General features: G+C 70.0%; 12 protein-coding genes and 2 pseudogenes. 8 read left to right on the forward strand and 6 right to left on the reverse strand.

Features of this window, described 5'->3' with window-relative positions; all coding sequences use genetic code 11:
* Positions 1 to 105: 105 nt before the first annotated feature.
* The 3 genes and pseudogenes from ABZY11_RS36865 to ABZY11_RS36875 form a co-directional block, all read left to right on the forward strand.
* A complete protein-coding gene (locus ABZY11_RS36865; RefSeq protein ID WP_356483344.1) occupies positions 106 to 723 on the forward strand; it encodes a hypothetical protein in 618 nt (205 codons plus the stop codon).
* 96 nt (positions 724 to 819) lie between these two features.
* The gene (locus ABZY11_RS36870; RefSeq protein ID WP_356483345.1) at positions 820 to 1,602 is read left to right on the forward strand and encodes an isoprenyl transferase; all 783 of its coding nucleotides are present in this window, start codon (positions 820 to 822) and stop codon (positions 1,600 to 1,602) included.
* A 208-nt stretch (positions 1,603 to 1,810) separates the two neighbouring features.
* A pseudogene (locus ABZY11_RS36875) lies at positions 1,811 to 2,001 on the forward strand (ABC transporter ATP-binding protein); the annotation flags it as partial.
* A gap of 26 nt (positions 2,002 to 2,027) precedes the next feature.
* Here ABZY11_RS36875 and ABZY11_RS36880 read toward each other — a convergent pair.
* From ABZY11_RS36880 to ABZY11_RS36895, 4 genes are all read right to left on the reverse strand, one after another.
* Positions 2,028 to 2,633 (reverse strand): sulfocyanin-like copper-binding protein, encoded by a 606-nt coding sequence (locus tag ABZY11_RS36880; protein ID WP_356483346.1) that lies wholly within the window; start codon positions 2,631 to 2,633, stop codon positions 2,028 to 2,030.
* Positions 2,630 to 2,908 (reverse strand): hypothetical protein, encoded by a 279-nt coding sequence (locus tag ABZY11_RS36885; protein WP_356483355.1) that lies wholly within the window; start codon positions 2,906 to 2,908, stop codon positions 2,630 to 2,632. Before ABZY11_RS36885 ends, ABZY11_RS36880 begins: the two co-directional genes overlap by 4 nt.
* Before the next feature lie 244 nt (positions 2,909 to 3,152).
* Positions 3,153 to 3,866: a cation transporter gene (locus ABZY11_RS36890; protein WP_356483347.1), complete on the reverse strand. Its 714-nt coding sequence runs from the start codon at positions 3,864 to 3,866 to the stop codon at positions 3,153 to 3,155.
* Complete coding sequence (locus ABZY11_RS36895; protein WP_356483348.1) at positions 3,866 to 4,201, reverse strand: metalloregulator ArsR/SmtB family transcription factor; 336 nt, start codon at positions 4,199 to 4,201, stop codon at positions 3,866 to 3,868. The genes ABZY11_RS36890 and ABZY11_RS36895 overlap by 1 nt, the downstream gene beginning before the upstream one ends.
* A 60-nt stretch (positions 4,202 to 4,261) precedes the next feature.
* Here ABZY11_RS36895 and ABZY11_RS36900 point away from each other — a divergent pair.
* The 4 genes and pseudogenes from ABZY11_RS36900 to ABZY11_RS36915 form a co-directional block, all read left to right on the forward strand.
* A pseudogene (locus tag ABZY11_RS36900) lies at positions 4,262 to 4,480 on the forward strand (ABC transporter ATP-binding protein); the annotation flags it as partial.
* A gap of 134 nt (positions 4,481 to 4,614) precedes the next feature.
* A complete protein-coding gene (locus ABZY11_RS36905; protein ID WP_356483349.1) occupies positions 4,615 to 5,646 on the forward strand; it encodes an alcohol dehydrogenase in 1,032 nt (343 codons plus the stop codon).
* A gap of 430 nt (positions 5,647 to 6,076) precedes the next feature.
* Positions 6,077 to 6,583: a TetR/AcrR family transcriptional regulator C-terminal domain-containing protein gene (locus tag ABZY11_RS36910; protein WP_356483350.1), complete on the forward strand. Its 507-nt coding sequence runs from the start codon at positions 6,077 to 6,079 to the stop codon at positions 6,581 to 6,583.
* Between the two features lie 163 nt (positions 6,584 to 6,746).
* The gene (locus ABZY11_RS36915) at positions 6,747 to 8,783 is read left to right on the forward strand and encodes a M4 family metallopeptidase (protein WP_356483351.1); all 2,037 of its coding nucleotides are present in this window, start codon (positions 6,747 to 6,749) and stop codon (positions 8,781 to 8,783) included.
* An 88-nt stretch (positions 8,784 to 8,871) separates the two neighbouring features.
* On the opposite strand, the gene ABZY11_RS36920 is transcribed toward ABZY11_RS36915, so the two are convergent.
* Together ABZY11_RS36920 and glgP are read right to left on the reverse strand one after the other, a co-directional pair.
* Positions 8,872 to 10,104 carry an alginate lyase family protein gene (locus tag ABZY11_RS36920; RefSeq protein WP_356483352.1) on the reverse strand — a complete coding sequence of 411 codons (1,233 nt, stop codon included), beginning with the start codon at positions 10,102 to 10,104 and terminating at the stop codon, positions 8,872 to 8,874.
* A gap of 201 nt (positions 10,105 to 10,305) precedes the next feature.
* Positions 10,306 to 12,909, reverse strand: a complete 2,604-nt coding sequence (gene glgP, locus ABZY11_RS36925; protein ID WP_356483353.1) for an alpha-glucan family phosphorylase — start codon at positions 12,907 to 12,909, stop codon at positions 10,306 to 10,308.
* A 640-nt stretch (positions 12,910 to 13,549) separates the two neighbouring features.
* Between glgP and ABZY11_RS36930 the strand changes: the two genes are divergently transcribed.
* On the forward strand, positions 13,550 to 14,033 hold a 484-nt coding region (locus tag ABZY11_RS36930), incomplete at its 3' end, for a maltotransferase domain-containing protein (protein WP_356483354.1).

Here is a 14,033-nt window from a genome sequence, read left to right on the forward strand (position 1 = left end):
ATCCGCCGCTACATCATCTGGCGAAACCGCCATGCCGACGACCAGCACCTACAAGCCGTCGTCGACAAGGCAAACGTTGCCTGATGCGGCACTAGGTTGACGGGTGTGGACACCGAATGGACCTGGGCGCACTACAGCGACGAAAACCCGTTCTCCGCACCGCTGAGCACCGGCGTCGACTACCCCACCGAGGCGGAGGCCGGACAGGCGCTCGCCCGCTGCATCGCCGCGCTCGGCTCGCCGCACACCGAGGAGGCACTTCAGCAGTTGCGCTCCGCGCCGACGGATGAGAACGCCGTCCTCGTCGTCCCGGACGCCGTGTTCACCACTCGGTTCGCCGAAATCCCCTACGCCGAGGCCCCGAGACAGAGCCCCGACAGGCAGAGCCCTGACGGGCAGCCCGCCGGGTCCGAAGGCTCGCTGGGGGCAGGCCTCGGCAGCCGTGGCGAGGCCGAAGCGCTCCGGCTGGTCAACTCCGGCAGGGCGCGCGTCAGGCCCAAGGACGTGCCCGTACCGATGCGGATCGAGGGCTACCTGATCGGCCTGTGCGGCGCCGCGGGTTTCCTGATGACCGGAACCGGCATCAGGGCATGGGCCCAACCGGAGAACAATGTGGCCGGCCCCATCCTCCTGCTCCCCGGCCTTGTCCTGTTCCTCGGCGCCTTCTGGTGGACGTCGAACTGGCGCCGCCGCGCCGTCGCCCACTCGGCCCAGGCCAAGTAGCGTGCGCAGCAAGGCTATTCAGAATGCCCACCGAGCTCGTCGAAGAGCCCCTGGTAGGGTCCGTGAAGATCATCCACAACGCGATGGAGATGGTTCATGAGGCTGCTCCCGCTGTTTCTCCGACGGCCGATTGAGGCGGTGTACGAGCGCCGACTGGCCGCCACCCTGGCGGGGCTGCCACGCCCGCAGCACGTCGGGATCATGCTCGACGGCAATCGGCGCTGGGCTCGGCAGGCGGGTCACGCGGACGTACGGGAGGGATACCGGGCGGGCGGCGCCAAGACGACCGAGTTCCTGGGCTGGTGCACTGCCGACGGAATCGAGCACGTGACCCTCTTCATGCTCTCCGACGACAACCTCGGGCGCCCCGCCGAGCAGCTCGGCCCGCTGATCGAGATCATCGAAGAGACCGTCCGGGACATCACGGCCGCAGGCCGTCCCTGGGAGGTCCAGGTGATCGGCTCGCTCGACATGCTGCCTGGTACCAGTGCCCAAGTACTCAAGGAGGCCGCTGCCGCGACCACCGGGCGCGGCGGGCTCAAAGTGGACGTCGCGGTCGGCTACGGCGGCCGACGGGAGATCGTCGATGCGGTGAAGAGCGCCTTCGAGGAACACATCGCTGCCGGTGGCGACCCTGCCGAACTGGCCGAACGGTTCGAAATCGAGGACATCTCCCGGCATCTGTACTCGCCGACAGCCGACCACACCGACTTCATCATCCGAACCTCCGGAGAACAGCGGCTGTCCGGCTTCCTTCTCTGGCAGTCCGCGTATGCCGAGATGCATTGGGTGGACTGCTACTGGCCGGCGTTCCGTCACGTGGACTTCCTGCGCGCACTTCGCTCGTACGCGAATCGTGAACGGCGATTCGGCAAATAGACCGTCTCCAGCGCCGGGGGGAACTATGCCGTTGGCGGACGCATGCGTCGGGGCCCACTCGACGCAGGAACCGCCGCTCCCGCCGCGTCGATCATGGCCACGGATGCCGCCCGGGAGAGCGCCGCAGCCTGAAGCTGATGGTAGGACCTCACCAGCGGCAGTACCGAAGTGATCTCCCTGTCCAGGTGCCCGGCTCGGCAGCGCCTGGATGGTCTGTCTGACGCTGCCGCCGTACCTGCTGTCCCGCGCCATCGACGACGGGCTGCAACCGGGGCGAGTCCCGCGCCGACCGGCTGGGTCGCCGCGTTGCTGGGGGCCGGGGTGCTGAACGCGTGGCCGGCCATCATGCGGCACCGCACGATGACCAGGGTGCGACTGGACGCCGCCTTCCGTTCCGTGCCCGGGGTGGCTTGTGCCGGCCAGTGCTAGCGGCCGGTGACGTCGAGTTCGGCGTACATACCAGCCAGGTAGTGGCCGGGGATGTTGCAGACCAGCTCGTAGTGGCCGGGCCGCAGCGTGAGTGTGATCCATCCGGTCGCTCCCGGGGCAATGCCGTTACCCGCGCCCGCGCCGCAGCTGCGTGAGGCCTCACCGAGGCTGCCTGCCTCATCGATGCGCCCGTCCGCACCGGTGGGCAGCTGTCCTGGGCCTCGCTCCGCGGGCAGGGGCAGCACCACCACTTCGTGTGTGAGGTATCCGGCGTTGACCGCGCGCAGCGACACTGTTCCGGCCGTGACGGTGGTGGGGTGAGCGATCAGGCGCATCATGCGCATTCCGCTCCAGCCGGGGCCCGGACCGCTGGGGCGGTCCATCATGCCGGGGCCCATATCGGCCAGGGTCACCTCGACCACCTGGCCGGGCAGTGGGGGCGCTGTGCACCGCGCGGTGCTCGACGCCCGCCAGTTGGCGGGGTGTGGACTGCGGAAGGCGCCGGTGGCGGCCAGTAGCGCTGTCGTGACAATGCCCATCAGCAGCGCGGCGGCGGCACCGGCCAGGACCAGCCACATCCTGCGTCGGCGGTCCGCGTTCACCGCTGTTCCCGCAGCAGCGCGAGGCGACGTTTGTATTCGTCCTCGTCGATTTCCCCGCGAGCGAACCGCTCGGCGAGCAGGTCCTCTGCTCGCCTGCCTCCCCACCCGTGCTCCCCAGAGGGAGTGGGCGAGCCGGGCTGGTGGCCACGGTGGGCGCTGGTCAGGTAGTGGACAAGGGCAAGGATGCCTGCGATCACCAGTGCGAAGAACAGCACCATGACCACGGTCATAACGAACCAGCTGCCCCAGCCCCAGCCGCCGTCGTACCACATCATGCCGATCACTTCCCTTGGCCAGCTTCCTCCATTCCAGCCTGGATGAGGAACGGCTTCAGCGGAAATCGGGAGCATGGCCCCGGGTGCTGGGCCGAACGGCCCCAAGGCCTCATGCCCGCGGCCTGGATCGATCGCAGCGTGAGGCCGCCGTGCCGCCACCCACCGACGATGCGGACCTGGAGCCGATCGAGGGCAAGCAGCCGGGCCCGACAGACTGCCCGCCCTCGTGGCCTCTCCGTGCTGGTCAGGTGCAGCAGTCGCACCCGGGGCGGCAGCCGCACGCGTCCGCCTGGCTGACCACGGAGGGAGCAGACGGGACGGCGGGAACCGCGCAGCACCCCTTGCCCTTCCAGGCGTCGCGGCCTTCCTTGACCGCGACGGCCGCGATGACCAGGGCAGCGATGGGGTCGGCCCAGGACCAGCCGAGGATGGCATTGAGGACCAGACCGACCAGGAGTACGGCGGACAGGTAGGTGCACAGCAGAGTCTGCTTGGAGTCCGCCACCGCGGAGGCGGAGCCGAGTTCGCGCCCTGCCTTGCGCTGGGCAGCGGACAGGAACGGCATGATCGCCAGGGACAGCGCGGCGATGACGATGCCGGGGGCCGACCGTTCCGCCTCGCCGGTGCCGGCCAGAGCCCGTGCCGCGTCGACGCCTACGTAGAGGGCGAGTGCGAAGAAGGAGACGGCGGTGATCCGCAGGGTGGTCTTCTCCCGGGCCTCGCGTACCGCGTGGTCGCGGGCGGAGAACTGCCAGGCGACCGCCGCGGCGGAGGAGACCTCGATGACGGAGTCCAGGCCGAAGCCGACCAGCGCGGTGGAGGAGGCGATGGTCCCCGCGGTGATCGCGACGATGGCTTCGATGACGTTGTAGGTGATGGTCGCCGCGACCAGCAGCCGTATCCGGCGCGCGAGCACGTCGCGCCGGGCCGGGGACGGTCCGAGGGATATCGCGGTCATCAGCAGCATCCCTTCGTCTCGGCGTCGACGCAGGTCTTGTCGGCCTCGACCGCCAGCACCGCGGTGCGCAGGTCGTCCAGCGCGTGGCCGAGGCGTTCGTCGGCCAGCTCGTAGCGGGTGCGGCGCCCCTCGGGCACGGCCACGACCAGGCCGCAGTCACGCAGACACGCCAGGTGGTTCGACAACCGTGTGCGCGAGATACCGAGGGCGTCGGCGAGATCGGAGGGGTGGGCCGGGGCCTCGCGCAGCGCGAGCAGCAACCGGCAGCGGATCGGGTCGGCCAGCGCCCGGCCGAACCGGGTCAGGGCGTCGAGATCGGTGGCGGGGGTCAGCATGGACAAGACGATACACGGATTCTTGAATCCATAAAATCCTGAACTATTGGATCGAGGGCGGCCCGGCACACGGAGCGGGCGCTGGCCGCCGTGCTCGAAGGCCGGACCGTCGTCGCCATCGCCCACCGCCTGCAGACGGCCCACGACGCCGACCGGGTGGCCGTGATGGAGGACGGCCGGATCACCGAACTGGGCACCCATGACGAGCTCGTGACGGCCGACGGCGCCTACGCCGCACTCTGGCGCTCCTGGCACGGCGAACGGCCGCCCGCACCCTGAACCGGCGACGCGCGGCCCCGGCGGATCCCACTCCTCGTCCGCGCCCCTCGTTCGCGCCGCTCGGCGCGCGCGACCGGGCCGGAGCTGGTCTGCTGGTTCCGGGGGCCGTCCACCCGTATCCCGGAGAGATCCAGATGAGCGTCCCCAGCGTCTACCGAGCCGCGCAGGCCACCGCCGCCGGCGGTCCTTTCGAGATCGTCGAGCGCGCGGTGCCGCAGCCGGGTCCGGGTCAGGTCCGGGTGGCCGTCGATGCCTGCGGGATCTGCCACAGCGACGCCCTCTTCGTGAACGCCGCACTCCCCGGCGTACGGTTCCCGCTGGTCCCCGGGCACGAGATCGCCGGCCGGATCGCGGAGCTCGGCGACGGTACGCAGAGCGCCTGGCGGGTCGGCGACCGGGTGGCGGTGGGCTGGTTCGGCGGCAGCTGCGGCCACTGCATCCCCTGCCGGCGGGGCGACTTCGTCGTCTGCCCGAACCTGAAGGTGCCCGGCTGGGCGTACGACGGTGGCTACGCCGAGAGCGTGACCGTCCCGGCGGACGCCCTGGCCCGGATCCCCGACGCGCTGTCGGCGGCCGACGCGGCGCCCATCGGCTGTGCGGGGGTGACCACGTACAACGGACTGCGGCGCAGCTCCGCCCGGCCCGGGGATCTGGTCGCCGTGCTCGGTATCGGCGGCCTCGGCCACCTGGGCGTGCAGTACGCGGCCGCGATGGGCTTCGAGACGGTGGCGATCGCCCGCGGGGCCGCCAAGGCCGAGTTCGCGAAGGAGCTCGGCGCGCACCACTACATCGACAGCACCGCGGGCACCTCGGTCGCGGACGCGTTGCAGGTGCTGGGCGGCGCTCGGACCGTCCTGGCCACCGCCGCCAGTTCCGAGGCCATCACGGCGACCGTGGAGGGGCTCGCGCCCCGCGGTGAGCTGGTGGTCATCGGCGCGGACCCGGAGCCGCTGGGGATCAGCCCGAACCAGTTGCTGATGAGCGGCAAGGTCGTCCGGGGCCACCCGTCCGGCACCGCGCAGGACGTGCAGGACGCCCTGGCGTTCAGCGCCCTGCACGGGATCCGCCCCATGACCGAGACCGTGCCGCTGGACGGGGCGCAGGAGGCGTACCGGAAGATGCTGTCCGGCACCGCCCGCTTCCGGATGGTGCTCACCACCGACTGACGCCCCAGGGTCTCCGCTCCTCGGCACGGGCTTTGTGTCGGCAGGTGCGGTCCTGAAGTCATGCCGGGAGCACAGCAGTTGCTCCGTGTACAGCGCAAACACTGCCGTGGCGCACCTCCCGGCCTGCTCCATGTGCCCTGTGGAATTCCCCGGGTCGACCGGGCGTACGCCGTTCCGGGTGCACTGGTGCAGGGCCTGGTGCCGGCGGTGCCGGGGGTCGGCACGGTGGTCGCCGAGCGGCGCGCGCCGGGCCCCGGCGGTTCGGGCGGCGGCCCCGCGCCGAGCCGTGGGCGCATCGTGCGTACCGCCGTCGGGCCGGCCGACGCCGAGGGTTGCCCGCGGCGTCGATGCGCCGGGTCGCGACCGTCCTGTCCACCTCCACCATGGCGTTGTACCGCCGTGTGCGGGGCAAGGCGGAGCCGGCCGGCTGATGTCGGACGAGGCCTTCGGGGAACGCCCGCTGGGTGCCGTACCCCAGAACTGGCGACCGGGGCTGGAACTCGCCGCCCGGTGGCCGCGTTCGGTGTACGGGCGCCATCCATGGATGGCGCAGGCCGTGACCTCCTTCGCCCGGCCGACGGCGACCCCGCACGCGATGCGGTACACGGAGTGGGCACTGCGTGCCCTCGCCGGAACCGGACTGCCGCCGCGCACGAAGCTGCACATCCACCTCACGCTGCACGCCCATGTCCAGGGACTGGCGATGGCCGGCGAGCCGGAGTCGCAGACGCGTCAGGACACCGGGCTCTCCGCCGAGGAGTGGATGGTAAGAAATGAGCCACATTTCAACGCCATCTCAGCCAGTGGCGAGTACCCGTTCCTCAGCGCGTTGTTCGAACACAAGGAGTTCGAGCTCGGTCTCGGCATTCTCTTCGAATTCGGCCTGCGGAGGACGTTGGACGGCATCGCGATGATGTTCCGCGAAACGTCCGCTTAACGAACATGACCTTTCCGGCAACGGACGAATTTTGGCCAAGTTGTTGACGCGGTCCTGACAGGAACATGCTCCGGCTGACACTCTTCACCCCGTTCTGCGCACTTCTCGCTCACCCCGGACGGTTCACCGTGCCGCCGGTACCCCCCTCGCAAAAGGAGTCCGCGTGAGATCCACGCCCAGCCGTCGTGCCACCGCGACCGGCGCTCTGATAGCCGCAGCAGCCCTCCTCGCCGTCGGCGTCCAGACCGGTACGGCCACTGCCACCCCCGGCAGCACCACCTCGGCGGTACCGGCGTCCGCCGGTGCCGACCAGGGTTCCCTGGCCAAGCAGCTCTCCCCGTCCCAGCGCGCCGAGCTGATCCGCGAGGCCGACGCGAGCAAGGCGGGCACGGCCAAGGACCTCGGTCTCGGCTCGCAGGAGAAGCTCGTCGTCCGGGATGTCATCCAGGACAACGACGGCACCACGCACACGCGTTACGAGCGCACCTTCGCCGGACTCCCGGTGCTCGGCGGCGACCTGATCGTCAAGGAGTCCAAGTCCGGGGCGACCCAGGGCGTCACCAAGGCCTCCAAGGTGACCAGCGGTCAGCTGAAGGCCGTGGACCTGAAGGCGGACGTCGCGCCCGCCAAGGCCGAGAAGCAGGCGCTCGGCCTCGCCAAGGCCGACGGTTCGAAGAAGACCGAGGCCGACCGGGCGCCCCGCAAGGTGGTCTGGATGGCGCAGGGCAAGCCGCAGCTCGCCTACGAGACCGTCGTCGGCGGCCTCCAGCACGACGGCACCCCCAACGAGCTGCACGTCATCACGGACGCGGCCACCGGGGCGAAGCTGTACGAGTGGCAGGGTGTCGAGAACGGCACCGGCAACACCCAGTACAACGGCCAGGTCACCCTCGGCACCGCCCCGTCGTACACCCTGACCGACACGGGCCGCGGCAACCACAAGACGTACAACCTGAACCACACCTCGCCCGACACCGGCACCGGGACGCTGTTCACCAACTCCACGGACGTGTGGGGCAACGGCAACCCGTCGAACGCCGAGACCGCCGCCGCGGACGCCCACTACGGCGCGGCCGAGACCTGGGACTACTTCAAGAACGTGCAAGGCCGCACCGGTATCCGGGGCGACGGCGTCGGCGCGTACTCCCGCGTCCACTTCGGCAACAACTTCGTCAACGCCTTCTGGCAGGACAGCTGCTTCTGCATGACGTACGGCGACGGCGAGGGCAACGTCAAGCCGCTGACCTCGCTCGACGTGGCCGCGCACGAGATGTCGCACGGTGTCACCGCCGCCACCGCCAACCTGGTCTACAGCGGCGAGTCCGGTGGCCTCAACGAGGCGACCAGCGACATCTTCGCCGCGGCCGTGGAGTTCTACTCCAACACCACCGAGGACCCGGGCGACTACCTCGTCGGCGAGAAGATCGACATCAACGGCGACGGCACTCCGCTGCGCTACATGGACAAGCCGAGCAAGGACGGCGCGTCCAAGGACGCCTGGTACTCCGGCATCGGCAACATCGACGTCCACTACTCCTCGGGCCCGGCGAACCACTTCTTCTACCTGCTCTCCGAGGGCAGCGGCGCCAAGGTCATCAACGGTGTCTCCTACGACTCCCCGACCTCCGACGGCCTGCCGGTGACCGGCATCGGCCGCGACAAGGCCGAGAAGATCTGGTTCAAGGCGCTCACCACCAAGTTCACCTCCACCACCAACTACGCGGCGGCCCGCACCGGCACCCTCGCCGTGGCCGGTGAGCTGTACGGCACGACCAGCGCCGAGTACAAGGCCGTCGGGGACGCCTGGGCCGCCATCAACGTCGGCACCCGTGACGGCGGCAACCCGGACCCGGGCGGCAAGGTCTTCGAGAACAAGACCTCGGTCGCCATCCCGGACCGCGGTGCGGCCGTCTACAGCTCGGTCAACGTCACCGGTATCACCGGCAACGCGCCCAGCACCCTCAAGGCCGACGTGGACATCACCCACACCTACCGCGGTGACCTGGTCATCGACCTCGTCGCCCCGGACGGCACCACGTACCGCCTGAAGAACTCGGGCTTCGACTCCGCGGACGACGTCAAGACCACGTACACGGTCAACGCGTCGTCCGAGGTGGCCAACGGCACCTGGAAGCTCAAGGTCCAGGACGTCTACTCGGGTGACACGGGCAAGATCAACAGCTTCAAGCTGACCTTCTGAACCCGGAGCCGGGTCTGAGACCCGGCAGAACCGCCCGGCAGGAGCTCACGCTCCTTCCGGGCGGTTTCCTGTTCGCGGGCACCGCCCGTCAGTTGGGGTTGTTCGCGTGGGTCAGGGTCTCCCAGGCGACGAACAGCTTGTTGAACCCGGCGGGCCGCTGCCGCTCGGTGAGGGTCTGGGTGTCGGTCATGGCGATGCCCATCCGGTTGTGCAGGGCGTTGAAGCCGACCTCGGTGACCGGGCCGAGGTAGCCCTTCAGAGTTCCGCCGCACAGCGACTCCGGGACAGTGGCGCCGAGCTGGTACTTGGCGTGCAGTCCCAGTGCGTGACGCAGACGTTCGGCGATCTCGGGGTAGAGGTCCTGGCCCTGGATCCGGCTGGTCTCGGCGATGTGCGAGATGGCGGAGAGGCCCAAACCGGTGTGGCCGAGGTCTCGGCAGGTCTCCTGGGAGAGGCCGTCCATGAAGGTCGACTGGCCCTGCCAGTACTTGATGATCTCGTCGGGGGTGTCGAGTCCGCTGCCCGGCGCGGTCATCGGAAGGTCGCCGTCGGAGGTCAGATAGATGTACGCGGGAACGCGCCCGCGGAACATGACGACCGCCTTGTCGTAGGAGGTTCGGTCCTCCAGGAAGACCGCGATGCCGATCGCGGCCTCGGTCATGCTCAGCTCCCAGTTCCCGTTGTACTGGGAACCGTTGATGACCTCCGGGAGATAGACGTCGCGCAACATGGTGGCGAAGCTGCCGGAGTTCGGCCAGCTGCTGTAGGTGTACTTGATGATCTCGGCGGCGCGCGGCCAGGTAGAGCCCGCCCATCCGGCCTGGAGGGGGGCGTTGCTGTTGGTGTGGTCCTGGATCACGGCCGACCAGGCGTCCATGATCTCGATGGCCTTCTCGGCGTAGCGGCTGTCCTGGCTGATGTACCAGGCCAGCGAGAGTGTGTAGGCGGCGATCGCGTCGTCGCGCTCCTCGGTGCAGCCGTAGTCGGGGTCGGAGTACGGGCCGCACTCGACGACGGCGATCGGCTGGGCGGTGCGGGTGAGCGATGCGTACGTGCTGGCCAGCATCTGGTCGTACGCGCTCTTCCAGGGCTCCTCTCCGGCCTGCACCTTTCCTCGTACGAAGTCGAGTTGGGGGCGGCTGACGAGGACGCCGGGATGAGTGAAGGAGGCGGGGGCGGCGATCGCGGCAGGTGTCATCGCCGAGGGGTTCGCGGCGGAGGCCACCCTGTCCGCCGATGCCGGGGCCATCGAGAGCACGGTGATCAGCGATGCGAGGGCGATGGTGAGGCCGAGGCCTCGTCCGATGGTTCCGGTGCGCATATGAGTGCCTTCCGGTACGGCGTTGGTTTGGCAACTAGACAGAACGCCACGGGTGTTCACGGACGAGGGCATCGAATCGAGTCGTGAACCCTGCAATGAGTGAGGAACTTAAATGCAGCCCATGGGCACGTCAAGGCTTTGGGTTCAGAAAGCGAAGGGGCTCGGCACCGCACGGGCACCGGGCCCCCGGAGGGTGGTACGTCAGCGCATCAGTACGCCCGCGCCGTCCCCCGCCGCCTCCTCGGGCAGCGCCACCAGGCCGAGTTCGGACCCGGTCGCCAGCAGCGGATGGGCCGGCAGCACCCGCACCGTGTAGCCGTACGGCCCCGTGCGGTCGAGAGCGAGCGGCCCCTCGTAGAGCCAGCGGCCCTCCAGGTCCTGGCCCCCGGCCGGCTTCAGCGGGAAGACCTGGGCGTCCGAGATCCCGTCGGCGGCGTCCACCCGGCCGGCCACCGCCTGCACCTCCACGTCGTCCGGCTCCAGCGCCCCGAGCGCGACCCTCACCCGGAGCAGCAGCGTCGCCCCCAGCTCGGCCGAACCGTCCGCCGCGGTGGGCGCCACGGCCTCCACATGGTCGACGGCCACACGCGGCCAGGCGGCACGGACCCTGGCCTTCCAGTCGGCGAGCCGGCGTGCCGTCCCGGGGTCCAGCGCACGCCGGGCGTGCGCGGCGGGCGCGTACAGCCGCTCCACGTACTCGCCCACCATCCGCCCGGCCAGCACCTTGGGACCGAGCGTGCCCAGCGTGCGGCGGACCATCTCGATCCAGCGCTCCGGCAGCCCTTCGGCGCCCCGGTCGTAGAAACGCGGCGCAACCCGGTCCTCGATCAGCTCGTAGAGGGCGGCCGCCTCCAGATCGTCCCGGCGGTCCTCGTCCAGGGCCAGACCGTCGGCGGTCGGGATCGCCCAGCCGAAGTCCGGCTCGAACCACTCGTCCCACCAGCCGTCGAGCACCGAGAGGTTGAGGCAGCCGTTGAGCGCGGCCTTCATCCCGCTCGTACCGCAGGCCTCCAGCGGGCGCAGCGGATTGTTCAGCCATACGTCGCAGCCCGGGTAGAGCTTCTGCGCCATGGCCATCCCGTAGTCCGGCAGGAACACGACGCGGTGTCGCACCCGGGGGTCGTCGGAGAACCGCACCAGTTCCCGCACCAGCCGCTTTCCGCCGTCGTCGGCGGGGTGCGCCTTGCCGGCGACGACGATCTGGATCGGGCGGGTCGGGTGCAGCAGCAGTTCCATCAGCCGGTCGCGGTCGCGCAGCATCAGCGTCAGCCGCTTGTACGAGGGAACGCGCCGGGCGAAGCCGATCGTCAGCACGTCCGGGTCCAGCACACCGTCGATCCAGCCGAGTTCGGCCGGCTCGGCGCCCCGGGCCCGCCATGAGGCATACAGCCGCTCGCGCACCTCGGTGACCAACTGTCCGCGCAGGGATCGCCGCAGGTCCCACAGTTCCCGGTCCGGGACCTCGGCTGCGGAGTCCCAGCGTCCGGGGGTACCGCCGTAGCGGTTGCGCAGCCGGAAGACCTCGGGCGCCACCCAGGTGGGTGCGTGGACCCCGTTGGTCACCGAGGTGATCGGCACCTCGGCCGCGTCGAAGCCCGGCCACAGCCCGGCGAACATCTCCCGGCTGACCGAGCCGTGGAGGGTGGAGACCCCGTTGGCCCGCTGGGCGAGCCGCAGTCCCATCACCGCCATGTTGAACAGGCCGGGTTCACCGCCGGGGTAGGTCTCCATGCCCAGTTGCAGGATGCGTTCGACGCCCACGCCCGGGAGTTCGCCGTCGTCGCCGAAGTGCCGGGCGACGAGTTCGCGGTCGAACCGGTCGATCCCGGCGGGCACGGGTGTGTGGGTGGTGAAGACCGTGCCGGCCCGTACGGACTCCATCGCGGAGTCGAAGTCGAGTCCGGTGCCGGAGAGTTCCCGGATGCGTTCGAGTCCGAGGAAGCCGGCGTGCCCCTCGTTGGTGTGGAACACCTCGGGCTCCGGGTGCCCGGTGAGGCGGCAGTACGTCCGCACGGCCCGCACGCCGCCGATGCCGAGGAGCATCTCCTGGAGCAGCCGGTGCTCGCTGCCGCCGCCGTACAGCCGGTCGGTCACCTCGCGTTCGCCCGGCGCGTTCTCCTCCACGTCGGAGTCGAGCATCAGCAGCGGTACGCGTCCGACCCGGGCCTGCCAGATGTGGGCGTGCAGCGAACGGCCGCCGGGCAGGGACAGCACCACCCGGCTCGGGGTTCCGTCGGCCTCGCGCAGCAGGGCGACCGGGAGCTCGTTCGGATCGAGCACCGGATAGTGCTCCTGCTGCCAGCCGTCGCGCGACAGGCTCTGGCGGAAGTAGCCGTGCCGGTAGAGCAGGCCGACCCCGATGAGGGGGACGCCGAGGTCACTGGCGGCCTTGAGATGGTCGCCGGCGAGGATGCCGAGCCCGCCGGAGTACTGGGGCAGGGCCGCGGTCACCCCGAACTCGGGCGAGAAGTAGGCGATGGCCGCCGGGAGTTCCGCTCCCAGCTCCAGTTGTTCCTGGTACCACCTGGGTCCGTCCAGGTAGTCCCGGAGGTCCTGGGTCGCCTCGGTCAGGCGGTGCAGGAACCGCTGGTCCCGGGCCAGCTCGGCGAGTCGTCCGGCGGACACGGCACCGAGCAGCCGCACGGGATCGCGTTCCGCGGTCGGCCGGGCCTCCGGGTCGACGGCCTGGAACAGCTCACGGGTCTCGGTGTGCCAGGACCAGCGCAGATTGTGGGCGAGGTCGCTGAGCGGTCGAAGGGGGTCGGGGAGGACGGGACGCACGGTGAATCGACGAATGGCCTTCACGTATTCCACCTTGACAGGGGACGTACGGATCCGGGCGGACGCACCACGGTGTGCGCCGCTCCGTCACCCTCGACGGTAGTGCCGGTCCCCCGCCCCATCCGTATCCGGATTCCCTCGCGACCCGTCCGGACACACCGACCACACAGGTAATGGCCGATTCCATTCCCGCATCCGGTCTTGTGGCACTCCACACCAGAGGGAAAGCTGCCCAGTGGCGTCCGGACGGCCACCGGCGAGCCCGCGGACGCGGGGCGGCGCCCGGTGCGAACGGGTCGTCAGAGATACGCCCGAGTAGTTAACAAATCACCGGGTTGGCCCACCGGGAATCGCGGGAAGGCTTCTCCGGTACAGAGCCCGAGTGCGCACCGGGCGCCATATGAATGCCGCCCGAATGCAGCACGAATGCGAGGCATCCGCGGGTCCGGAGTTCATCCGGTTCACCTCCGCGAAACATACCCGTGCCCAGGTCATTCGACTGCCATTCGAGTGAATGCGGACAGGAGCGGCCATGCCCACACCCCATCAGCCGTCGACGGAGCAGCTAGAAAGGACGGATCCGATCGGTCGCGGTGCGCGCATTTCGCCCTCCGCCACTGTGCCGCGCCCCGTTCAGCCCGAACCCCAGTCCCCAGGTGATTCCATGATCGGTCGCATTCCCGTCCTCGACGTCCGTCCCCTCGTCGACTGCGGCAGAAGGCCCGCCAAGGCCGTTGCCGGTGAGACCTTCCAGGTCACCGCGACCGTCTTCCGCGAGGGCCATGACGCCGTCGCCGCCAACGTGGTCCTGGTGGACCCGGGCGGGCGCCCCGGCCCCTGGACACCGATGCGCGAACTCGCTCCCGGCACCGACCGCTGGGGCGCCGATGTCACTCCGGTTTCCGAGGGCCGCTGGACGTATACGGTCGAGGCCTGGAGCGATCCGGTCACCACCTGGCGGCAGCACGCCGGGATCAAGATTCCGGCGGGGATCGACACCGCGCTCGTCCTGGCGGAGGGTGCCGAGCTGTACGAGCGGGCCGCCGAGGGCGTACCCAAGCGGGACGGCCGCGAGGCGGTGCTGGCCGCCGTCGACGCGCTGCGCGACGCGTCCCGCCCGGCCGCCGCCCGGATGGCCGCGGCGCTCG

This window comes from Streptomyces sp. NPDC006510 (assembly GCF_040611955.1).
Lineage (GTDB): Bacteria > Actinomycetota > Actinomycetes > Streptomycetales > Streptomycetaceae > Streptomyces.

Bases quoted from the DNA above. Each gene is read 5' to 3' on its own strand.
- ABZY11_RS36870 (WP_356483345.1), top strand. From the start codon at position 820: ATGAGGCTGCTCCCGCTGTTTCTCCGACGGCCGATTGAGGCGGTGTAC.
- ABZY11_RS36885 (WP_356483355.1), bottom strand. From the start codon at position 2,908: ATGATGTGGTACGACGGCGGCTGGGGCTGGGGCAGCTGGTTCGTTATG.
- ABZY11_RS36890 (WP_356483347.1), bottom strand. From the start codon at position 3,866: ATGACCGCGATATCCCTCGGACCGTCCCCGGCCCGGCGCGACGTGCTC.
- ABZY11_RS36895 (WP_356483348.1), bottom strand. From the start codon at position 4,201: ATGCTGACCCCCGCCACCGATCTCGACGCCCTGACCCGGTTCGGCCGG.
- ABZY11_RS36905 (WP_356483349.1), top strand. From the start codon at position 4,615: ATGAGCGTCCCCAGCGTCTACCGAGCCGCGCAGGCCACCGCCGCCGGC.
- ABZY11_RS36910 (WP_356483350.1), top strand. From the start codon at position 6,077: ATGTCGGACGAGGCCTTCGGGGAACGCCCGCTGGGTGCCGTACCCCAG.
- ABZY11_RS36920 (WP_356483352.1), bottom strand. From the start codon at position 10,104: ATGCGCACCGGAACCATCGGACGAGGCCTCGGCCTCACCATCGCCCTC.